Consider the following 22232-nt stretch of genomic DNA (forward strand, 5'->3'; position numbering starts at 1 on the left):
GAAGATTGTCTGAGAGGATTTAGTCATTGGACGACGATGTCAGAACGACTATCGCGCTGCTCTGCTTTCGCTGGTCGCCATCGGCTTTGTGCTGATCTATAGGACATCCGGCGTCCTAAACTTCGCTAAGGCGCGATGCTGCTGTTCGCGGCGCGGATCTTCGTCAGTCTGGTCGAGCGTGGAACGTCCTTTGCGTTCGCGCCGGTTGCGATGCCCGCCGATGCACCAGGTGCATGTTGCTTGAGCTTGGAGGAGGATCACATATGGTGACCACGCGCGAAGTGTCTGTCGATGACGCCCCAACGGTGACCCACATGGTTGCTGCCCTAGTCGCCGAACTCGGCGCCGGCCAGGTACTGGCCGAACCAGATACCCAGCTTGTGGCTGAACTTCTTGCCATGAAGGAACGTATCTATGGGTTTCTAGCTTTCGCGGAGGACCGCCCGGTCGGCGTCATTATGTTGTCGGAAAGTGCAGCCCTTTTCGCGCGCGGGACCTACGCCACTATCACCGAACTCTACGTGGTGCCGGACCAGCGATCGTCTGGGGTCGCGATGCGCCTCATTGAGGCTGCCGTACGCTTGGGGGCGGCAAAAGGCTGGGGCCAGCTTGAATTGGCGGCGCCCAGGCAGCCGATGTGGAGCCGCAATTCCAGCTTGGCATTGTACTTCAAGGCTGGTTTTGCAGAGATCGGCCCACGTCTAAAGCTGCCACTGCAATGCCTCAGTACCCCGCGTACGCAAGGCGCTCCTAAGGGGCGATCGCGATTAGACTCTCGGCGGCAACGCGCACTATCCCGCTCTAGCCGGATTCAACTGCTGTAAGGCTTGCATTGGAATCCGTGGGCACTCTTTCGGCCAATTGGACTACGCAATACTACTGGCGCTGGCTGGCTCCGCCGCTTTTCGAGCAGCCTAGTGAGCATCGTTGAATAGGCGAAAGCCACGACAGCGAGACAGCTACGGTGGTCACGTAGCGATAGGATGCGCGAGACACGCAATTCGATCTGATTTTCAACTATTGCTGATTCTTAGCGAATTAGCTGGCTTTCGCGAAGTACTCTCGCGGCGAGCGAACAATACCGCTCCGGGTGCCGGATCGTCCTGCCCATCGCTGCTACGCATGATCCGCGGGAGGCCCGGCAAGCCTATGATGTCATCTTGCCCGCACCGAATGCCTGGCTAAAGACGGCCGCGAACATCTTTTGAGAGGAGGTCGTTAACTAGACCTATTTCATATCTTTCGTTTGCGCTTTCGTAGCCAATGCTTGGGTTGTATCGCGAGCAAAAGACTTGCTTCGAGGGTGTTGAGAGAGCGCTACCGCGCGCTTTACAATCTTGTCGATCAACTTTCGGCTGTGGATATGTTCGGGCCCCCCCCGTTTGGGAGTTGCTGAAGGAGGTCGACCCTCAAATACTTTACGCATTGCATTTGGCTTGCTTATTCCTTCACGTGGGGGCGCGTGTGAGATGATTGACTTGCCGTCACGGGCGTATCTCGCCTGCTGTCTACCGGCTCGGGCGTGGCCGGCGCCTTTGCCGCAATCACTCTCATCACGGATACCAGCAAGACTATTTCTCCCGAGCAGCTGTTTACGATCGCGGCAGCCGGCTACACCGGTGCCGATTTCATCGAAGGTTTCATAACGCGGATTTCAGGCAACCAGCCGGATGCTCCCGCAGTGAAGCATGTTGCCACTAATTCTTCCGATGACGCCGTAGGATAAATGCCATGGGATCAGCTGTTGAATTGCCTATTAACGGCCAAGCCACCGCAAATGTCAGGGTCAATCTGAGACAGGGCTCGCCAAGCCTTCAATCTCCGGTTCTGCGAAAGCTGAATGCCGGGACAACAATTTCGATCGAAGGCCTTGTCATCGGCGATGCCGTCCAGGGCAACGCGCATTGGTACCGGACGGCGGACAGTGCCTATGCGTGGGCCGGCGCTTTCTCTTCCATCCAGCGGATCGAGCTGTCGCCGTCCCTCTCTCCTGGCAAAGCGGCTGTGGATACAGGGCTGGACCGCGTTCCGCTGGTGGTCGACATCTTTCACGGAGACAGTGTCGTCAGCTTCGATCAGGCATTCGCCGCGGGGCTGCGTGGGGTCATTCACAAGGCGACAACTGGCGCGTCCGGCAGGGACGATGCGTACAAGCGTCGGCGTGATCTTGCAAATCGTGCAGGGCTGCTTTGGGGTGCAACGCATTGGGGTACGGCCCATGCACCGATAAGCGATCAGGTGAGCAACTTCCTTGACTGGGCTGATCCCGACAAGGACACGCTCGTTGCCCTTGATTTTGAGCGCGATGATGGAAACCAGATGACACTCGAGGGAGCACGTGAGTTCCTGGAGCTTGTCAACAACGAGCTCGGACGGAAAGCGGTGCTCTACAGCGGAGACACGCTAAAGACCGCACTTGGCAACAGGAGCGAACCGTTTTTCGGCTCGCACAGGCTTTGGCTGGCACAATATGGCAACCATCTAACCGTGCAGCGGAGCTGGCAGACGTATTGGCTGTGGCAGTACACCGACGGCGAGAAGGGGCCCGGGCGCAAGACTGTACCGGGAATTCCCGGAGACCGGCGCAAACGCCTCGACTGCGACCAGTTTGCAGGTAGCGTCGATGATCTGAAGGCCCAGTGGGCGGAGTAGCTGTACTCGCGGCGGGGGCGCGCAACTGTTGGAGTACGCCCCCGTCGCATCGTCAATGAGCAGCCGGGCTGTAGGCGAGAGTTCAAACAAAATTCAATTCTTCAATCTGGATTTGCTCCTGCGGTGAGGAAAGCCGACATGCCGAGACGAATCGTCCTCCTTTCCGACGGCACGGGCAATTCGGCCGCCCAGGTCTGGCGCACGAATGTCTGGCGCTTATTCTGCGCACTTGACCTCTCGAACGACGATCAAGTCGCCTTCTACGATGATGGTGTCGGCACCTCTTCGTTCAAGCCGCTTGCGCTGTTAGGCGGCGCATTCGGCATCGGACTTCGCCGCAACGTGCGCGAGCTCTACAAGTTTGCTTGCCGCAATCACCGCGGCAAGGATGACCAAATCTTTGGTTTCGGCTTTTCGCGCGGCGCCTTCACGATCAGGGTCTTGACGGGGCTGATCCTGGACCAGGGGCTGATCGATGCGAGTAGCATCTCGGAAGAGGAGCTCGATCGGCAGGCCCGTCAGGCCTATCGCGACTACCAGCGCAAGCACTTTCATACCAACTGGTATTTGCTCTATCAGGGATTCCGAAAGCTCATCGGTCGGCCTATCCTCGCATGGGATTCAGAGGTCCCAGCTCGCCGACATGCCGTTGAGATCCGTTTCCTCGGCCTCTGGGACACGGTGGCGGCTTACGGGTTGCCGATCGACGAGATGACGCGTGGAGTGAGCCAATGGATCTGGCCGCTCGAGCTCCCCAATCACACGCTTGGCAACGAGGTGAAACGCGCCTGCCACGCACTTTCACTCGATGATGAGCGGACGACCTTTCATCCCATTCTCTGGAACGAGCGCGATCCGGAATGGATGGCGCCGGCAGAGACGGAAAAACCGGGCTTTACCGCCAGCGAGCGGATCGTGCAGGTCTGGTTCTGCGGCGTCCATGCGAATGTGGGCGGAGGTTATCCCGACGACTCGCTGGCCCAAATCCCTCTTTGCTGGATCATGGAGGAGGCTCGAGCGTGTGGCCTCAAATTCAAGACCGAGAACCCGGCTGCGTTGGCCGAGGTGAGACAGGCGCAGGACAAGGACGGCAGGCTCTACGATCCACGCTCGGGCTTTGGCGCCTACTATCGTTATGGCCCTCGTCGGCTTTCACGGTTGTGCGACCAGCGGTTTTCCAGAACTACGGGGGACGAGGTTTACATCGAAAGACCCAAGATCCACGAGACCGCGCTACGTCGTATCAAGAATAACGCGCATGTCTATGCGCCGATCGGGATTCCGCACGAATACGATATCGTGATGGCAAAGCCGGTCCCGCATCCAGAGAATGCCGACTACTGCACCTTCGAAGTCAAGAGACTTCCAACCAAGCCGGGAAACGGCGTCTACGAGACCGCTAGCCAGGCCGCTGCGCGCGTCAGCGCCGAGCGAAAAGGGGTTTGGCCGAGAGTGTACTTACGCGCTGCCCTGTACTTCTCAACTCTCGCGGCGACCGCCTTTGCGATCATTTTTCCACTGGCTGGACGCGGCAATTCGATCAATGCAGATGCGAACCCGCTTGGCATCGTTTCGGACATCATTCGGACGGCCAGCGGCTTCGTTCCAGGCTGGGCCTCCGGCTGGCTTAGCTCATACGCGGATTACCCCTTCACATTCTGCGTGTTGGCCCTCGTGCTGACCGCCCTGCTGTATGGAAGCAGTCGTGTTGCTTCCAGCGTTACCGGAGAGATGCAGGGGCTCTGGAAGAAGGCTTTTGACGAGAAACTGACTCCCGTGTCGATCAAGCCGGAGCGCAATCCGAAGAGCGGCCTGCTGTTTGTGCAATCGATCTGGAAATACTACGTTGGCCCAGCAATTTCCGCGGCGATCTTAGCCTATCTGACAGTCACGGTCGCCGCGAAGTTTCTCTTGACGGCAGTCGATCAGGCCGGCCTCATTTGCGAAAAATCTGCAGCGCCCACAGACATTCCTGACGGTGGCGTCCTGATCTCGTTCGATGCCAGCAAAGTATGTCATGCGACCGGCTACAAGATCGGACGGCTGGACCGGTATTTCATCTGGACCACACCAGACCCTGGCGAGCTCAAAAAGCAACACCCGAACTACAAGGATGATCACGCGGCCTGTACGCAGCCGGGTGTCCCGCTGGGCGGTGCAGGCGTCACGACGGATGGCCGTGGCTACAGCACCTTCGGCGATCCGGCGGATGCGACACGGCTTAGTTGGTATCAAATGGCTCTACACGTGCTCAAGCTGCCGCTACGACGCTACTATGGCGAGCCGTGGTTCCAGCCGATCGCACGCTACGGCCAATTCGGTGATCAGGTCGATTTCCTCGAGCCCGACCCGAATCCGGCTTTCAGAAAGATTTCCGAGTACGTATCTCCGAAGGTGCCGGGAGAGCTCATCTTCTATGTCAATGAAGCAGCTCTGCCGGTGCCGCAGAGCTTTCAGTGGTTCTACAACAATCACCAGGGCTGCATCTCGTTCTTCGTCAAGCCATCCAAGTAGGACGTAGCGCCTCAGATAAATAATGATTTCAAACGTCTCCCCGCGCTGGCATGGATCGTGTCCCGTGGCGTGGTGTAGCTGAGCTTAGGCCACCACGTTCGCCGGCATGAGCCGGATCGATCAGCTGGCGATTGCCGGGAAGCTGACGGGGGGATCATCGCCCAACGGGGCGATCGTTTCCAGTGTCATGTAGCGGCCGCGCTGGACCGCCCACTCGTCATTCTGTTCGAGCAGGATGGCGCCGACCAGACGGGTGATGGCGTCCTCATTGGGGAAGATGCCGACCACTTCGGTTCGTCGCTTGATCTCGCCGTTGACGCGTTCGAGTGGATTGGAGTGGTCCGCAGGTGCTTCCAATGCTCGGCCGGGAAGTCGTAGAAGGCCAGCAGCGCGTATCGATCCTTACTGAGGCAGTCGGCCGCCTTCTCGTATTTGGGCGTGTAGCTCTCGATGAAGGCGTCGAACGCCAGCTCGGCGGCGGCCTTCGTTTCGGCCATCCAGATCTCCTGCAACGCGCGTTTGGCCTTCGGGTGCTGGCTCTTCGGCAGCTTGGCGAGAACGTTGGCGGCCTTGTGCACCCAGCAGCGCTGCTCGCGCGTTTTCGGCCAGACCTCACCGGCCGCCTTCCAGAACCCGAGTGCGCCATCGGCGATCACGAGCTGCGGAGGTACGTCGAGCCCGCGCCGCTTCAGATCGAGCAGCAGATCGCGCCAGTCGTGCGCGCTCTCGCGGACGCCATCGGTGAAGCCGACCAGTTCCTTGCGGCCTTCCGGCGTCGCGCCGATCAGCACAAGGATGCACTGCTTTTCGTCTTCGAGGCGTGCTTCGAGATGGATGCCATCAGCCCAGATGTAGACGTAGCGCTTCGCCGAAAGATCGCGTTTCTGCCGCGCGGTGTGCTCGTCGAGCCAGCCCTCCTTCAGCCGGCCGACGGCGGATGCCGACAGCCCGGCAGCATCCTTGCCGAGCAGCGCCGACAGCGCCTCGGAGAAGTCACCGGTCGAGATACCCTTCAGATAGAGGATTGGCAGCAACGTCTCGATCGACTTCGATCGGCGCATGTAGGGCGGTAGGATCGACGGTAAGAACCGGATGCGATCGGGGTCGGCAGCGCAGACCTCGCGATCGCGCACGCGTGGCTGGCGGACGACGACCGGACCGATACCGGTCATCACCTCGCGCTCCGGCAGGTGACCGTGGCGGACCACGCGCTGATGGCCGTCCCGGGTTTTCAAATCGGCATGCTTACCGAGAAAGTCCGCGACCTCCGCCTCGACCGCCTTGGCCAGCAGGGCACGCGCCCATCGCGCAAGATTTCGGTGAGTGGATCGTCGAACCCTCCTGGCTGAATCAGCTTGGTGACGTTATCGTTGGACACGGCATATCGCTCCTTCGTGGAGAAGTGGAGGCGTCAAGCACCCCCACGATATGCCGCCTTCCCGATTCCCGCCGTCACCAACTTTCGGCGATAGCTCGGTTACCGGCTTTCAAAGCTTAAGACTCGCGATTTAACTGCCTTCACTTCCGAAATTCTGCGTGTGATTGCGAGACTGCGCAGCTTTTGGACACGACGGTCCGCCCGTTGAACGACGCGAGCGGGGCGCGAGAGGCGCTAAGCGTCCGCACGATTTAGTTGGCATTACACAGAGCTGAACCAGACGCCACATTTACGCCAGGGTTTTTGCGCCCACACTGAGGGGGACGATCGCAAAAACGGGTTAATTCCGCCAGTGGTTCTCAAGCGACGACGAGGATCGAACGAAACGAATGCTGGGCATTCGCCCACCAATAGGTAGTGGTTGCGGCCCCCTGACGCTCGATAACCGCTTCTGGCACTTCGCGATATATTGTATCGCTGCACAACTTCAGTCGCTTTGTGACATGGTCATCATCGCATCGCGCCACCAAGTTTTTAGTACACGGCCTAACATTCTCGTGATTCAGTCATCGGCCGTGTTCGCGGGATGAAGCGTAGTGGACGCCCGCTGGATATGCTTGCCCAATCCCGGCGCGCGCGCTAACGCGGCGAACGGCGTCGATCAGATAGGCCTCACGGGTGTTCGTCCTTCTCAACACTGCAGTCGGTGAGATCTCTTTTCTTCCGCATGCGGCGGAGTGAATTGGACCATCCAATCTGGCGATCAGAGAAAAGCTTTCCCCAAAAAGCCGGATTGGCAGTCCGGCGTAGCGTCCCCTTCACTCACACGGATCTTGGGGCGAGACCGCCTCTCAACGCAACCAGTTTTGGTTCTCTGATTTCCGCATGCAGTGTCGTTCTTCGCCAGTTCGGATTTTGAGTTCGAAGGCCAGCCTGTTTCGATGAGCTCAAAGCCTCTTTGCGAAGGCGCGAGCAGGAGCTAGAGTTGGCAGCATTGCTTTTACTGAGCACGAAGGCGCACGTGAGTAGATTGCCGACCCATCAAAGCGCCGGCCACAGGAACAAAATCCAATAGCTATAATTTGGCCCGCAGCATTGTCACGCAGCTGAACTAGAATGATTGCCTGATTTTTCGCGCGGAACCGGCGCCGCTCCCTTCCCGCGACAAAATAAATCGATCGAGGAGATTTTTAATCATGAGTACGAGCCCGGTAACGATTTATGTGGTTGATGATGATGAGGAAATCAGGAGTGCTCTCGGAAGTCTCTGCGAGGATGCCGGACTTCAGGTGAGACTGTTCGGCTCGATTGACGAATTCATAACGGAGGATCTCTCTGATGGCCCGTCATGTCTGGTGCTGGACGTTCGCTTCCCCGGCACGTCACCGACCGGTTTGGAGTTGCAGAGAACACTCGCCGATTCAGGCATCCTGATTCCGATCGTATTTATCAGCGGCGTTTCGGATATTCGGGTTTCCGTGGAAGCGATGAAACGCGGGGCGGTGGACTTTCTGCCCAAGCCTTTCCGCGAGCAGGAATTTTATGATGCGGTGCGGCTTGGCGTTGAATGCGACCGAAGTCGGCTGGAGCGCGAGCACGTCGCGCGCGAAGCCCGGCTACGTGTCGAGGGTCTCACGGCACGGGAGCGTGACATCCTACCGTTGGTGGCAGACGGATTGCTCGCCAAGCAGATCGCGATCAGGCTGAATGTCAGCGAGGTGACGGTGAAGGTCAATCGTGCTCGGATGATGAAAAAGCTGGAACTTCGTACCCCCGTAGAAATCGTGCGGCTCGTTGACAGCATCAGAACCGATACTGCGACGATACGTCCAAGCCTCGTGCGATCAAATGTGACTCACTTTCAGGCCAGATCGAAAGCGGGACCTCTCGAGAGCAGTCCCCTCTCCTCGCAAAGGTATGCGGCGAGCAGGAAAACGTAACATCCTCCGGGAGCCTGGCCGGCAATCTTGCTCAAAGACTCCTGGGCGGCGCTCTTATCGATGCGTCACTGCACTCATTCTGTGAACTCCAGCTCAAACCGATTCATCTCCGTCGACCGGGTATGGAAAATGAGCGACCTTCCCGACAATGTGGCCAAGCGCGGCGAAGCAAATTTGACGAGTTGCGCTGGGTGCAATGTTGCCGCACCAGATCACTTATTGCGGAGAGAGGTCGCCTCTCGCCACCTGTGGGGCGGCGGTCCGTCGACCCACTTTGGCGCGCGGCGTCAACACTGCGATCTGATGCGGAGATGCCGGCATTCCACCAAGCGTAAGCCGGGGGGTGGCGCCTCTTCCTCGGCGTTGGCCGGGCCCAACGTCGCAAGCTGGTGGGGCTCCAAATGGGAGGCGTAGGCACAAAATTGTCGAGGCGCGGTCCACTCCCCGGAGACCGATGGAGGCACCCTGACGTTGCATGTCAGCTCGGAGGGGGCATGTTCGACATTTATGTGAACGATAAACGTGATTTGCTGGTCGTCACGCAGGGTTCGTCATTGCCGCTAAGTGGCGCGTTGGGGAAGTGGCCGAGGAGGAAAAGGCGAGTCGCCAGCATTAGCGATGAGATCAGGTTGGCCATAGTGGAGCAGGGCTATTACATGCGCAAGCTAAGCGATTTGAGGAAGCATTAGGGCAAGTTTTGGCGACCCCTTCCCGTCGTCGATCCGTCAGCTGCGACAGCGGAATTATGCGACCACGGCTGGCGTGACTGCGATCGTGTGCAGAGACCTATCCAATGAGAAATCAGGAACGTCGCACTTCGCACCAATAGGACCATCATTTCGGTCTCGCCTCGCCGCGGGACCAGGCGCAGAATTAACGGAAGACACAGCTGTCGCCAGCAACGATCAGGAATCGTTCGAGAACTGAGACTGCAGTTGATGCCCGCCCTTGAGCTGGCTGTGAGCAGGGAGAGCGACATTTGCGAAGAAGAAGTCGCCCGGCGAATTAACTTTGCAAATCAAAACTCACAAGCTGCCGACGGTCGCGGATCACGATCTCGCGCTGATTTCTCCCTATAAAATCGAGGATTCCCCGTCTGTGAAGATGGGACACGGCGCGCGAAACGGTTTCGAGCGTCAAGCCAAGGTAGTCGGCGATATCGCGGCGGGACATCGGGAGGGACAATGCGCCGGCCGCAGCGGATCGCTCGTCCATTTCAAGCAAAAAGGCCGCCACTTTTTCCAACGAGGTTTTTCGTCCAAGCAGCAGCATATGGTTTTCGGCGTGTTGTAGACTTTGAGCGGTCATCCTGAGCAGATTGTGAAAAACGACCGCATCATTCTCGGCTGCGTCTTCAAGGCTGGTGCGCCTGATTATTCGAACCGTAGTCTCCACGACCGCTTCTGCGGTGAACCGATGGTTCTCACCGTTCTCTAGTCCGAAGATATCGCTGACCAGATGAAACGCGCCAATTTGGCGTCGACCATCCGAGAGCAGTTTGTAGGTTCGGACCGCACCTTTGGTAACCTGATAGACGTACGCGGCGGGTTCTTTCTCGCCGTAAATCTCCTTCCCCTTCCTGTAGGTGAACTCACTCAAGTTAACGCTCAGATCGGAGCTGCTTGTAATCCCGAGGTCGGAAAGCGAGTTGGGGCGGGACGTTCTGACTTGGTTGGTGCGCACGAACATGGGGCACTCCTGCGGAAAGCCAAACGCGATTTGGCGCGCGGAGTGAAAGAACACCCCTTGCGCCAAAGAATGCATCTGATCGACCAGGACCGTAGCCAATCACTGTCCCTGAGATCAATGCGGTTGGTGCCATGAAAGCTATCGTTCGTGGTACGTCTCGAGTAAGTAAAACCTGAGGACTCACACTAAGCACCCTCACGCCTTCTTCATGAGTTAGGTTCAGCGCAAAGCCGCGCTGAAGCCGAGACCGAGGATGTAAGTGCAAGGACGGACGCTGCCCGAGGGTATCTCCCGGTCTGCAAAAGCGTAAGCGCGGAAGACCGGGGAAAAGCGGCCGAGCATCGCGCCCTTGCAGGCACCAGGGGTAGCGCCCCTTTAATTCTATCGTGCGAGGGATCGTGACGCTTGGCCGGCGCGCTCGCGCATAGAGCCCGGTCGGCTCTTTCGACGCGCCTCCACGTCCCGACGGTCGAAGAGATCAGGGTCCAACCCCTTTGCATGAGCGTCAGCGCGTGTGACGGAAGCAGAGTTGAAGGCAGCATCGCGAGGACAAAGTGCGTGTTTTACGGAAACAAGGAGGAAAAGCTGCGTCCCGGTACAGAGAATGGCCGCAGAGAGACGAACGGTGATGCAAAATGCGGATAGTGTTGTGCAGTCCCGATTTCTGGAATCGGTAGCTATGGGCGTACCGTCTGCTCGTTCGCTAGGCCCTGCGCCCAAAGCAAGCAGCGAGGGTTTCGGTGTGCACTCACTTTAGTGATACGTGAAGCAACGCAGGCAATGTGGGCGCTTGTACTCGTTGTTAACCTAAGGTAGCATTGCCCATACTTATTACTGCGATTGACCAATCAATTTGCACCATCGTTTGTGCCTGGAGAGCGATATGTGTATAAGAGACAGGGTAGCATTCCATCCAAGTCTCGGGCCGATCTGCGATGGGCCTCTCGGGCAGGCGCCTTGTCAGGTGATCCGGCGCTATCTAGCGATGCAACAACTTGCGGCTCGGCAATACCCATTCCAACAAATCGGAGCGCTCCCTAACGGGGCCCCGCTTTGCATGGGGCCGTTGGGGCCGGGAGTGTGCGATGCTATCCGCAACTACTTGATGCAACAAAACCAGGGCGGCCCGGGTCTGAAGAGCATCGATCCTGCACGTCCTCAGTTGGTCAACACCGGCACCACTGTCCAGCCGATGTGCAACGGTCCCCATGGCACAACGCCATGTTATCTCGTTCCTCAAATGAGCCTTGAACGGCTATCCGGCCAAGTCCCGTCACCGGGGGCGTTCGGTGTAGCGTCGGGCGGAGATCCACAGAGAACCGCCGACGAGTGCGCAAGGCGAGACGGCCCAGATGTATCCCAGTTTGCCGGGCGTGCGGATCAGCAGGTGATCCTGCCTCAAAGCCAGCAGGGGCTGCTGGACAGTGCGGTTTCGAACAGGGACGGCTCGTCCTTTGCGTCGTGTGCTGCTCTACATCTTGGGATCCAGCTGTCGGACAATCAGCGCATCCTTGCACAGTGTGCCATGAGATCAAACGGCGACCGGGCGGCCTTCCTCGGTTGCGCCGGAGGGAATTTCGCCAACTGCAAGCGGTTCGAGCTTTCGTTACGAGGCGAAACCAGCAACGTCCGAGAATGGGGAGTGGTACCATGGCATGTGGATTTCCCGGAGTAGGTCATCGCTATTTCGTCGATTTCGTCGCCTTTCAGGTCGAGCTCGATTTCGCGTCGGAAACATCGCTGACCTACTACAACCTGGACAAGAACGGCAACAAGGTCGGATCGGAAACCGTTACCATCAAGGTCGAGCCGATCACCGACGGGATTTTCCTGGTGACCTGGCAAGAGTCCGACAAGACGACGGTCGTTCACATCGAAGATTACAACCGTCAGACCATCGTCACCAATATCACGGAGCCGGATCTCTCCTTTGACCAGTTTCACGGTAAGTTCCGGGAATTGCCATGAGGGCGGCTTCGCTCGATACGGCACCACCGTCGACGCAGCGGATCGGCATCTTCGTCTTCGAAGGCTTCGAGCCGATCGACGTGTTTGGCTTCGCCGAGGCCTTCACCATCTCTCGTTTTCTCGGCCAGAACTACTGGGACCCGTCACCCTATCCTTTCGCAACGATGCTCATTGGGCGCCACCTCGAGAAGGTGAGGAGCATCAACGGTCCTGCAGTCATGCCGGACCTGGACATGAAGCAGGCGCTCGCCGATCCACCGGATCTCCTTATGATCCCCGGTGGCGGGGGTACGTGGCCGCTGCTCGACGAACAGGCCGATCCTGAAGGCGTTGCGATGCTGCTCGAATGGGTGTGCCAGATGGACGCCAAGGTGAATCTTATGGCCTCCGTCTGCACGGGCGCAGCGGTGCTCGCGCGCGCTGGCCTGCTGACTGGTCTCCCGGCCGCGACAAATCATGGTGCTTTTACCTGGGTGGCAAAGCAGGGACCAAAGGTCCTTTGGGACAATGTGTCGCGTTGGGTCGACGCAGGACGCTACGTGACGTCGGCCGGCGTGTCGGCCGGAACGGACCTCGGCTTCTACCTGGTGTCGAGACTGGCTGGGCGTGCCGTTGCCGAAAACGCAGTGGCAGCGGCGGAGTACGATTGGCATCGCGACCCGCAGACGCCAATTTTCTACCCGCCTCAAGCTCAATGGGACGACTGCGTCGTTGACAGGAAAACTACGGGAGGGACAGATGCAAATTGAGCAAATCACACGCCGCGAGCTTCTGGGAGCGATGGCGGCCACCGCGGTTGCTCTTCCCTTCAAGCCGGCTCTTGCAGCAGCAAGATACAAGAGATGCAATGTCACGAGCGATGAAGGACGCAAGGCGCTCGTGAGCTACGCCAAAGGCGTCGAAGCGATGCTGAGGCTGCCCGCCGATCATCCCCACAATTGGTTCCGCAACGCCTTCGTCCACCTCCTGGACTGTCCACATGGAAACTGGTGGTTCTATGTGTGGCATCGTGGGTATCTCGGTTATTTCGAGCAGACCATCCGCTCGCTCAGCGGTGACGCCGATTTCGCCCTTCCCTACTGGGACTGGACCGAACTGCCGCAAATACCAGACGAGATGTTCGCGGGCGTGCTGTCGCCGACGAGCGATGCTTTCAAGCCTTATACGGAAAATTTTGCTGTTTTCACCTCGTTCATCAAGCCGACGCTCTCACGATACTGGGACAGCCTCTCTTCCGCGCAGAAGGGTCAGCTCACCGCGCGCACCTACGTGCAATTCGATGATCTGTGGAACGGTCCACTCGGTGTGACCGGCAAGGGCGTGGCAGGAAACGAATGCTTCGCACCAACCTGCGGCGCGCGTTACCTGTCAAAGACCAATCCTCATCTCGACGGTGATACGACGCGGGCCGTGTCAAAGCTGACTGTCTCTGCTGGTCTGCTGGCGCCTGATTTCTACAACCCTGTGAACTATCTCAGCTTCAACAGTATCAAGAGCCCATCCCACAACACAGCGTCGACCGGCGCGCCGACGAGCTTTTCGGTCCTCGAGGGAATGCCGCACAATCTTGTCCACAACTGCATTGGCGGACAAGGCCCACTCGATCCTGGCCCCTATGGAAACATGACCAATTTCCTTTCTCCGGTCGATCCGGTTTTTTTCCTTCACCACTCCAATATGGATCGGCTCTGGGACGTGTGGACGCGCAAACAGAAGTCGCGCCATCAACCCTATTTGCCCGAGGGCGACGACTTGAAAACCCTGTCGGATGAGCCGTTCTTGTTCTTTGTAGACGCCAATGGAGACTATGTCTTGAACGGCAAGGCCGGGGACTATCTCGCCACTGAGAGATTCGACTACGACTATGACGACAAGGGTTTTGGCGAAACACTCGTTCAACCGGAAGTCGCCGAGCTCACTACGCAGAAGCCACCGGTAGCCGCCGCGCGCGTATCGGCGAATGCCGCTTCGGTTGAGATTCCGGCTGCGACATTGCAGGGGCGCAGCAACGCCAATAACCCGCGGCCGCTGGTCGCGCAGGTCACGCTGACGCGCCCCCAGGGCACCTCAAGCACCCGCCGGTTCCGCGTATTCATCGGCGCACCGTCCGACGCTACCAATCTCGGCGTTGACAGCCCGTATTATGCCGGAACAGTCGGGTTTTTCGGCCCGCAAATGGCAGACATGGGCATGTCCCACGAGGCAACCTTTGCGGTCCCGCTTCCCGCCACGCTGCACGCTCTCACTGCGCCCCTTGCCACCGCGGCCACCAATGCAAATCTGGCCGTAAGGGTCACGCCAGTAAATGGGGAGGAGACCACTCCTGTGCTCAAGGCAGTCTCGATCGGAGCGCTGTAGGCCGTGCGCCATTTGGTAATCGTGTTGATGCTCGCAGCATCCGCTGCCTATGGCGCAGAGGAAGGAGGAATGGAACGAACGCTTACGCTCCCCCATTCCCTTGCCCCAGGGGCCATCGCGTGGATCGAGGTGCAAGTGGGACCTCTTGCGCCGGGTCAGCGTGTCCGTGTCACCACGCAAGCTGGCGAGCTACTCGGCGCCATCTCGCCTTTCGGCCCGGGCGAGCGCCAGAACGCTGGCATCTATTCGTTGCCCGTACCTCCCGATGCGATTCACGACGACAATCTATCCGTTGTCGTGACCATCACCGAAGCAAACAAGCCTCCTCGCGCGCCGAATCCAGCGGAGGTGAAGAGTCTGAAGTTGTTGGCTCCTAATACGACAAGGTAAAGAAACTGGCGCGCCCGGCACGATTAGGTGGGTTCATCGACACTACGAAACCTTCCTAAAACTCGGCGGCTCTGTCAGATTCAGGCTGCGGATTATCGAAAGAGTAATGGCCTGGACGCTGGTGGTCGCAGCCATCATACGACGTGGGTCGAGCTTCGCCCTGCCCGTCACGTCGATCGATAAGCCCGACAATGGGGCCGACCTTGCTCGCTTGTTTGCGCGCTCTGTGTGTTTCGCAAGGAGGAGCTCGTCCTATTCGGCAGATGCTTGCGTCAACGAATCGGCGATTGCCATGCACACCGCCCTTAGCTCGATCGCAATCTGGCTCCAACGCCAGCTGCGAGGAATCTACCTCATATACGGAGGTATTACGATGGCGGGCGGGTGCATCGCTGTGTCCCGTTCTTGGCCACTGATGATCGAATTCACTGGTGCTGCCTGACTGGCGGTCCGGCCGACACGCTGTCGCGTGTCTGCTTGGCAACCAATGTCGACAAGCGGACATGGTCGTGCAGCCCTGAGCGGGCTGAAACTCGCGAGTCTTTAGCCGGCATACAGCTTGCAGTGAATGGGCGCGAGATGGCGTAAGCCGCGCTATGCATGCGTTGCGTGTTTCCGCTGCTTGGCTTGATACGCGAGCCCTGCGAACGCAAGGTCACAAGTCCACGGCGACTAGGTGTGATTGGCGGCAGCCAGGGCGGACTGCTGTTGGCGCGGCAATCACCCAATGTCCCGAGCGATCATCAAGGGGCCGCCATACACCGAACTGAAGCGTCGGGCGCCTCCTGGATTGCCGACGGCGACCTCGCCATTGCCGAGCAGCGCACGTGGATCAGGTCTGCTCGCCTCATCAGACACTGGTCCTGGACAAGACCCAACCCGCCTCCTTAATTCTCACCTCAAAAGCACGACTGCATGCATCCGATGACCCGGCCGCAGGGCTGCCGCGAGGCTCGCGGACTACGGGAACATCGATGGGGGACACGCCGCCGCGCGCCAATCTCATCGGATATGTGCGTCAACTAACCCGCAAATACGCCTATGCACCGAGGCAGCTTTGTTCTGAGCAAGCTCGACGGACGGACTTATCGAAGCAGATAAAGTCCAGACCATTGGTTGTTTCGACGTCACACGTTGGTCAGCTGAATTCGTTCAGGCGCCAGCAAGGCGATATCACCGAACAGCCGACGGCGGGCAAGATGCAACTCCGATCTTGACTGCTGCTGGAGGAAGGCGCTCCGTCTTGTGGAGGCGTTCGAACACGGGCCGCCAATTGCCGCGTCATCGGGCCGCATCTCGGTCGCAGAGCCTCGTTGGCCCAGGATTTGCTATTCCTACCTCAACTTCGTTCCATTTTTCTGGAGAGATCGCGCAGCAATGTCACGCCGCTGAGCGGGTTTTCTCAATGCCGACCGTACTTCCGAGGCCGCAAGATCCGAAGGGCCTGTGGCGCCTCAATCGAGATTTGGTCGAAAGCGCGGAGCCAGGCCGGCGAGTTCGGCGTGACAGACCGGCGCCGAAAGAGGCGGTCAGTCGTTCCCGCCGGCGAACTAACGAGATTGACAGCGGCTCATCTCGCTCGGTCCGCCGCGTCCGTCCGCAGGCATCACGTCGATCAAGCGACAATCGGACTGATACTTCAATACGGAATAACCCGCGGACCCAACTCCGCGCCGAAATTCGGCGTTCCGCCACTCATTCTCGAGAATTCCGGCTCCTTAGCCCAGTGAATGATGGATGTTCCGCTCAGGCTGTCCCTATAACTAGAGAAGCGCCGCGTTTCCGAGTTGAACTCGGCAGGTGACTTCGTTCCGTCAGGCTTCCGTAAGCCTGCTGTGCAATCATTGATTGTCGTCAGTCAGCCCCTGCACAGGATTGGCGACTCAGAGGCCCGGCCGGATTCGCCTCCAATGCCGGGCCTCCTCGCTTTGGGGAGTGCCTTAGATATTGCGTACCGGCGCGCTTCGCTGAAGCTTTGATCTTGTCGTTATCCTCGCCCTTACCTTGTTTCTATCACCCATCCTCAGCGCAGACAGCGGCGCGGTATGCAGACGACCCCATCAAGCCCCGTCACTACAAAGGCTCCGGCGCGTGCTAAATCATTAAGGACATAGACCAACTTGGTCAGTGCCTCGATCTCGCCTTCAAGAAACGCTCAATCTCTGCACGTCCTCGAGCAATCGGCGATGTCACGGCAAGTCTTTAATGGGATTGAGCGCCGTAAATCCTTCGACAGGTTCAAGCTGCGAAGCGCCAGAAGTAAATTAGACTTTTCGCTCTCGTTTCGACCAAGGATCGACGTGATCCGTGCGAGTTTGATGTTTCCGCTGTCCTGAATGGACCTGAAATTGGATACACGAAATGAAGTAAGCAGCATCATCCCCCCGAAATTTGTATTTAATATACAACCCGCGACTGGAGCTCGCCAAAGTAGAAATAGTGGCTCCAGCCTTAAAGGGACTTGCTCAGCAAGCACGAAGGGGACAAGTCGCTGATCACAACGGGGGTGAAGGCCGCGCTAGAGGCGCGCGATAGCCCGCGTCAGACGAGTATGGTTGATAGTTCTGCTCACTCGTTTGCATCGAGTTTCAGGTGATAACGCGTATGCTGGAGCTCGCCCGTCCTGGTCAATGCGCCTTTCGCGACGAGGTCCTGCAGGTCACGAGTGGCGGTCGCGCGAGCCGCCTTGGTAATGCTGATGTACTTCTCGGCGCTGAGACCGCCCTTGAACCCATCGATGCCCTCCTTGAACATTCGAGCCAGAGCCTTCTCCTGGCGTTCGTTGTACTGACCGCGGAGACGCTCATAGAACTTTGTCTTCGCAATGTAGAAATCGACACGGTGGTTAGTGTTAACCTGCGCCTCAAAAATGGTATTGGCGAAGTACAGCAGCCAATCCGTTAGCTCCATGCGGCGGTTGTTGCGCTCAAGCGCATCGTAGTAAGCCTTCCGCTTGCGCTCGATCGTGTAGGCGAGCGCAATTAGCGTCGGTTGGCCGAGATTTTGCGCAAGCGACTTTTCCGCGACCGCGCGGGCAATGCGGCCATTCCCGTCTTCGAATGGATGGATGCTGACGAAGTACAGATGGGCAAGAGCGGCGCGCGTCATCACCGGCAGCTGTTGACGGGTGTCAGGGCCCGTGTCGTTGAACCACTGAACGAACGCAGCCATTTCTTTCGCCATGTTTTCAGACGGCGGCGCCTCAAAGTGAACCCTGCGCGGGCCGATTGGGCCAGAGACCACCTCCATGGGCTCTGCATGAGTGCGGAGAGCACCGATCGTTCTGATGGTCCGGTCCCCGCTCATCAACATGCTGTGCCAGCCGAACATGTCTCGTCGGTCAGAGGCTTTTGGAAATTGAGGTATAGGTCGACCATCATCTGCGCGATACCTCTTTCAGCAGAAGGCACGCCGGCCTGCTGTTCGCCAAGGCCGAATTGGTAGCGCAAGGACGATTGAATGCTGTCGCGGTTCAGTATGTCGCCTTCAATTTCCGAGGTCTTCAGCGCCTCATCGCTGATGAGCTCGATCCGCAGGTTTTGCTGATCATCCTGGCTGACGTGCCTGAACGCACCAATGAAGTCGCCCCAGCGAAGGCAGCTTCCAACCGCTCAAGGGCTGCCCGCGTCATAGGTAAGTGGGGCCAGGTCGGTTCCTCCCGGTTCCAAGGCATGAGCTATAGCACTGCTTTCTATAACTCAGCGTGGGATTAATAATGAGCTATAGCAAGCCATCCTATAACTCACTGGAGAGTTGCGAGGCTTTTCGGTCATCCGCGAATTAGACGCGCGACCTGGACCGATGTCGTCCGGCAGACAGCCGACGTTTATGTGAGCCTAGGTCACATTATCGATATCGCTATTGCGTTGCCTTCAGGACCTCGCGAAGCGTCGCTGCGAGGCGCTGATATTGCTCGGGCTTCGTCTCTTTGAGAGTAGCAAGGTCAGCCGCGATGTTGTTGAGGCGTCGCGCTGCAGCTCGTGCCTTGATTTCATTGATATCGCGATGAATCTTGGCAAGTTCTTCGAAAGCCGGCGCATCCTGCTTCGCCTTGGGCAACTCGGCGATAAGAATGGCGAGAGCGTCCATGACGCGGCCTAGCTGGCGACCGTAGCTCTGCGCGGCAACAATCTCTCGTTCGGTATCAGGCGCGCTTGAATTCTGCTCTGTGATGTTGGTTACGCTACCAAACACCCAACCAGGCAGTATGGGCTGAACGAAGTTCCGAGGCGCCGCAAAGAAATCGAGAGGATTGGGCATGCTGCCCTTCATCCAGGATGGCCAATCCCATCTGGGCGGATTCGCAGGCTGAGAGTCGCTGCTCATGAGGTAGCTTCCTTCCGGCGATGTCGAGAGGGAACGATGTTCGCTGTGCTCGCAAGCCCAATGTAGGCCGCGCGATCATCTCTCATTGTGAAGGATTTCACATCCAACGCTTAATGCCCAGCTACGTACAATATCGCAGGCTGGTCCTGACCGTCGCGCGTCGGCAATAGTGCTGCGTCCCAATTTTGCGCCGTACAGTACAATCAGTCCGACTGCTTTGAGGAGGCTGCGCCTAGTTGAAAGCCCTAGCGTGACTTCAGCGCCGGTCCGTAGACGCCATGTCCTTTGTGCTTTGACCTTCTCGTTGGTTCAATACCAGTGGCATTGTCCGCATTTTTTGCTCGCCTTAAAAGTGCTCCACCTGTCGAAATCCGCGGTGGCCCAAATAAGTGGCGGCAGTTGGCGGGCAATAGCATCGGCAGTGACGTGCGAACGACCAGAGCGCCCCACCCTCGTTCGGCATCCGTCGCCGAGCAGGGAATGGTTTCGCTTGATCGTGTCCCTTGACAACGTGGGAACAGGCCAGGGGGGCGCGTTGCGAGCCCATCCTAAGTAGAAAACCCCGGCGTGGCCGCCGAGGTTTTCACATTTCATGGTTCGGTGTAACGGCTAGATCAGAAGTCCATGCCGCCCATGCCACCCATGCCGCCGCCAGGAGGCATGGCGGCACCGGCAGCTGCCTTCTTCGGCAGCTCGGCGACCATGGCCTCGGTGGTGATCAAGAGCGCCGCCACGGAGGAGGCGTTCTGGACTGCAGTTCTCACGACCTTGGTCGGGTCGATGATGCCCTTGGTGACGAGGTTGCCGTATTCGCCAGTCTGCGAGTCGAAGCCGTAGGCGTACTGATCCTTCTCGAGGATCTTGCCGACGATCACCGAACCGTCTTCACCGGCATTGATCGCGATCTGGCGGGCCGGCCAGGACAGCGCCTTGCGCACGATCTCGACGCCGGTCTTCTGGTCGTCGTTCTTGGTGCGCAGACCCTTGAGCGCTTCGGTTGCACGAAGCAGGGCGACGCCGCCGCCCGGGACAATGCCTTCCTCGACCGCGGCGCGGGTCGCATGCATCGCGTCATCAACGCGATCCTTGCGCTCCTTGACCTCGACCTCGGTCGCGCCGCCGACGCGGATCACCGCGACGCCGCCCGCGAGCTTGGCGAGACGCTCCTGGAGCTTCTCACGGTCGTAGTCCGAGGTGGTCTCCTCGATCTGCGCCTTGATCTGGGCCACGCGCGCCTCGATGTCAGCCTTCTTGCCGGCGCCGTTGACGATCGTGGTGTTCTCCTTGTCGATCATCACCTTCTTGGCGCGACCGAGCATGTTGAGCGTGACGTTCTCGAGCTTGATGCCGAGATCTTCCGAGATCGCCTGGCCGCCGGTCAGGATCGCGATGTCCTGCAGCATGGCCTTGCGGCGATCGCCGAAGCCCGGAGCCTTGACGGCCGCGACCTTCAGGCCACCGCGCAGGCGGTTCACGACCAGGGTCGCGAGCGCTTCGCCTTCGACGTCCTCCGCCACGATGACCAGCGGCTTGCCGGTCTGCACCACGGCCTCGAGCAGCGGCAACATCTCGTTCAACGAGGAGAGCTTCTTCTCGTTGATGAGGATGTAGGCGTCTTCCATCTCAACGCGCATCTTGTCGGCATTGGTAACAAAGTAGGGCGAGATGTAGCCGCGATCGAACTGCATGCCCTCGACGACGTCGAGCTCGGTCTCGAGCGACTTCGCTTCCTCGACGGTGATGACACCCTCGTTGCCGACCTTCTTCATGGCGTCTGCGAGGAATTTGCCGATCTCCGCGTCGCCGTTGGCCGAGATGGTGCCGACCTGGGCAATCTCCTCGTTGGAGGTGATCTTCTTGGAGTTCTTCTCGAGGTCCGCAACGACGGCCTCGACGGCGAGGTCGATACCGCGCTTGAGGTCCATCGGGTTCATGCCGGCGGCAACCGCCTTGCCGCCTTCACGGACGATCGCAGCCGCGAGCACGGTCGCGGTGGTGGTGCCGTCGCCGGCCGCGTCAGCGGACTTGGAGGCGACTTCGCGCACCATCTGGGCGCCCATGTTCTCGAACTTGTCGTCGAGCTCGATCTCCTTGGCGACGGTGACGCCGTCCTTGGTGATGCGGGGAGCGCCGAACGACTTGTCGAGGACGACGTTGCGGCCCTTCGGACCGAGCGTGACCTTCACGGCGTTGGCGAGGATGTCGACGCCGCGCAGCATGCGGTCGCGGGCGTCAACGCCGAATTTCACTTCTTTGGCTGACATATTGGTTTCCCTGAGTTCATCTCACCCTTGGCGTGGCGCCCGGCAGGCGCTCCTCAGGGGTGAGCGGTGCGAGCGGTTGAATTAGGCGGCCTTCTTGTTGGAAGCGGGAGTTTCGAGCACGCCCATGATGTCGCTTTCCTTCATGATCAACAGCTCCTGGCCGTCGATCTTGACCTCGGTGCCCGACCACTTGCCGAACAGCACGCGGTCGCCGACCTGGACGTCGATCGGGATCAGCTTGCCGCTCTCGTCGCGGCCGCCGGGGCCGACGGCGATCACTTCGCCCTGGGAGGGCTTTTCCTTGGCCGTATCGGGAATGATGATGCCGCCAGCGGTCTTCTCTTCTGCGTCGATGCGCTTGACCACGACGCGGTCGTGAAGCGGACGGAATTTCATGCAGTCCTCCTAAGCATTTGCATTAGATGGAGATTTTGGGTTGTTAGCAATCGATGCCCGCGAGTGCTACGCAGGCGAGATGGAGATAGGACAGGTTTTTTACGGGAGCAAGGGGCTCGTGGCAGAAAAGCGGGATACTTAGCCACCTGATCCGATAGTTGCGTTTACGATCATTAGCTGGCCTTAACACTGGCCTCGGACCACCTAGCCAAAACCGCGGCTGAGGCACTGAATGTCAGCAGGTTCTTAAACTCGTCGGCCTGAGGTGAGTTGGTCGTGTGCAACACATTTAGCTCGTTGGGTAAAGCATCGACCGGGTGGCTTCTCAGCTGAGGTCAAGCCCCTCCCGATATGCAC

At 58.7% G+C, this 22232-nt stretch carries 15 protein-coding genes and 3 pseudogenes; 11 read left to right on the plus strand and 7 right to left on the minus strand.

Annotation, left to right across the window (positions count from 1 at the left end):
* Nucleotides 1-25: 25 nt before the first annotated feature.
* The 5 genes and pseudogenes from SO139_RS31705 to SO139_RS31725 all read left to right on the plus strand — a co-directional run.
* Nucleotides 26-207 (plus strand): annotated as a pseudogene (locus SO139_RS31705) (hypothetical protein); the annotation flags it as partial.
* Nucleotides 208-263: 56 nt separating this feature from the next.
* Nucleotides 264-824, plus strand: a complete 561-nt coding sequence (locus SO139_RS31710; RefSeq protein WP_449379886.1) for a GNAT family N-acetyltransferase — start codon at nt 264-266, stop codon at nt 822-824.
* Between the two features lie 698 nt (nt 825-1522).
* Nucleotides 1523-1726 (plus strand): hypothetical protein, encoded by a 204-nt coding sequence (locus SO139_RS31715; protein ID WP_449379887.1) that lies wholly within the window; start codon nt 1523-1525, stop codon nt 1724-1726.
* 5 nt (nt 1727-1731) lie between these two features.
* Nucleotides 1732-2652 (plus strand): GH25 family lysozyme, encoded by a 921-nt coding sequence (locus tag SO139_RS31720; RefSeq protein ID WP_449379888.1) that lies wholly within the window; start codon nt 1732-1734, stop codon nt 2650-2652.
* 123 nt (nt 2653-2775) lie between these two features.
* Nucleotides 2776-5166, plus strand: a complete 2391-nt coding sequence (locus tag SO139_RS31725) for a T6SS phospholipase effector Tle1-like catalytic domain-containing protein (protein ID WP_498541168.1) — start codon at nt 2776-2778, stop codon at nt 5164-5166.
* Between the two features lie 120 nt (nt 5167-5286).
* Here SO139_RS31725 and SO139_RS31730 read toward each other — a convergent pair whose 3' ends face one another.
* Together SO139_RS31730 and SO139_RS31735 are read right to left on the minus strand one after the other, a co-directional pair.
* A complete protein-coding gene (locus SO139_RS31730; RefSeq protein WP_449379890.1) occupies nt 5287-5454 on the minus strand; it encodes a transposase in 168 nt (55 codons plus the stop codon).
* A gap of 17 nt (nt 5455-5471) precedes the next feature.
* Nucleotides 5472-6544 (minus strand): annotated as a pseudogene (locus SO139_RS31735) (IS256 family transposase); the annotation flags it as partial.
* Between the two features lie 1196 nt (nt 6545-7740).
* On the opposite strand from SO139_RS31735, the gene SO139_RS31740 reads away from it, so the two are divergent.
* Nucleotides 7741-8484 (plus strand): response regulator transcription factor, encoded by a 744-nt coding sequence (locus tag SO139_RS31740; RefSeq protein ID WP_449384269.1) that lies wholly within the window; start codon nt 7741-7743, stop codon nt 8482-8484.
* 494 nt (nt 8485-8978) lie between these two features.
* On the plus strand, nt 8979-9173 hold the full coding sequence (locus SO139_RS31745) for a hypothetical protein (RefSeq protein ID WP_498538062.1): 195 nt from the start codon (nt 8979-8981) through the stop codon (nt 9171-9173).
* A gap of 316 nt (nt 9174-9489) precedes the next feature.
* Here the strand turns inward: SO139_RS31745 and SO139_RS31750 are convergent, their stop codons facing one another.
* Nucleotides 9490-10173, minus strand: a complete 684-nt coding sequence (locus SO139_RS31750) for a helix-turn-helix domain-containing protein (protein WP_449384268.1) — start codon at nt 10171-10173, stop codon at nt 9490-9492.
* A gap of 1650 nt (nt 10174-11823) precedes the next feature.
* On the opposite strand from SO139_RS31750, the gene SO139_RS31755 reads away from it, so the two are divergent.
* From SO139_RS31755 to SO139_RS31770, 4 genes are all read left to right on the plus strand, one after another.
* A complete protein-coding gene (locus SO139_RS31755; RefSeq protein ID WP_498541169.1) occupies nt 11824-12141 on the plus strand; it encodes a MoaF-related domain-containing protein in 318 nt (105 codons plus the stop codon).
* Nucleotides 12138-12890: a DJ-1/PfpI family protein gene (locus SO139_RS31760; protein ID WP_449384265.1), complete on the plus strand. Its 753-nt coding sequence runs from the start codon at nt 12138-12140 to the stop codon at nt 12888-12890. The genes SO139_RS31755 and SO139_RS31760 overlap by 4 nt, the downstream gene beginning before the upstream one ends.
* Nucleotides 12880-14499 carry a tyrosinase family protein gene (locus SO139_RS31765; RefSeq protein WP_449384264.1) on the plus strand — a complete coding sequence of 540 codons (1620 nt, stop codon included), beginning with the start codon at nt 12880-12882 and terminating at the stop codon, nt 14497-14499. The genes SO139_RS31760 and SO139_RS31765 overlap by 11 nt, the downstream gene beginning before the upstream one ends.
* Nucleotides 14500-14568: 69 nt before the next feature.
* Nucleotides 14569-14889, plus strand: a complete 321-nt coding sequence (locus tag SO139_RS31770) for a hypothetical protein (RefSeq protein WP_449384263.1) — start codon at nt 14569-14571, stop codon at nt 14887-14889.
* Nucleotides 14890-17457: 2568 nt separating this feature from the next.
* Here the strand turns inward: SO139_RS31770 and SO139_RS31775 are convergent.
* From SO139_RS31775 to groES, 4 genes and pseudogenes are all read right to left on the minus strand, one after another.
* A pseudogene (locus SO139_RS31775) lies at nt 17458-18562 on the minus strand (Fic family protein).
* A gap of 185 nt (nt 18563-18747) precedes the next feature.
* Complete coding sequence (locus SO139_RS31780) at nt 18748-19161, minus strand: hypothetical protein (RefSeq protein ID WP_498541170.1); 414 nt, start codon at nt 19159-19161, stop codon at nt 18748-18750.
* Nucleotides 19162-19829: 668 nt separating this feature from the next.
* Entirely contained in the window at nt 19830-21479 is a 1650-nt protein-coding gene (groL, locus tag SO139_RS31785) for a chaperonin GroEL (RefSeq protein ID WP_498541171.1), read from the minus strand.
* An 81-nt stretch (nt 21480-21560) separates the two neighbouring features.
* A complete protein-coding gene (groES, locus tag SO139_RS31790; protein WP_498541172.1) occupies nt 21561-21875 on the minus strand; it encodes a co-chaperone GroES in 315 nt (104 codons plus the stop codon).
* Nucleotides 21876-22232: the final 357 nt, after the last annotated feature.

The sequence above is a fragment of the Bradyrhizobium sp. UFLA05-89 genome (assembly GCF_059803475.1).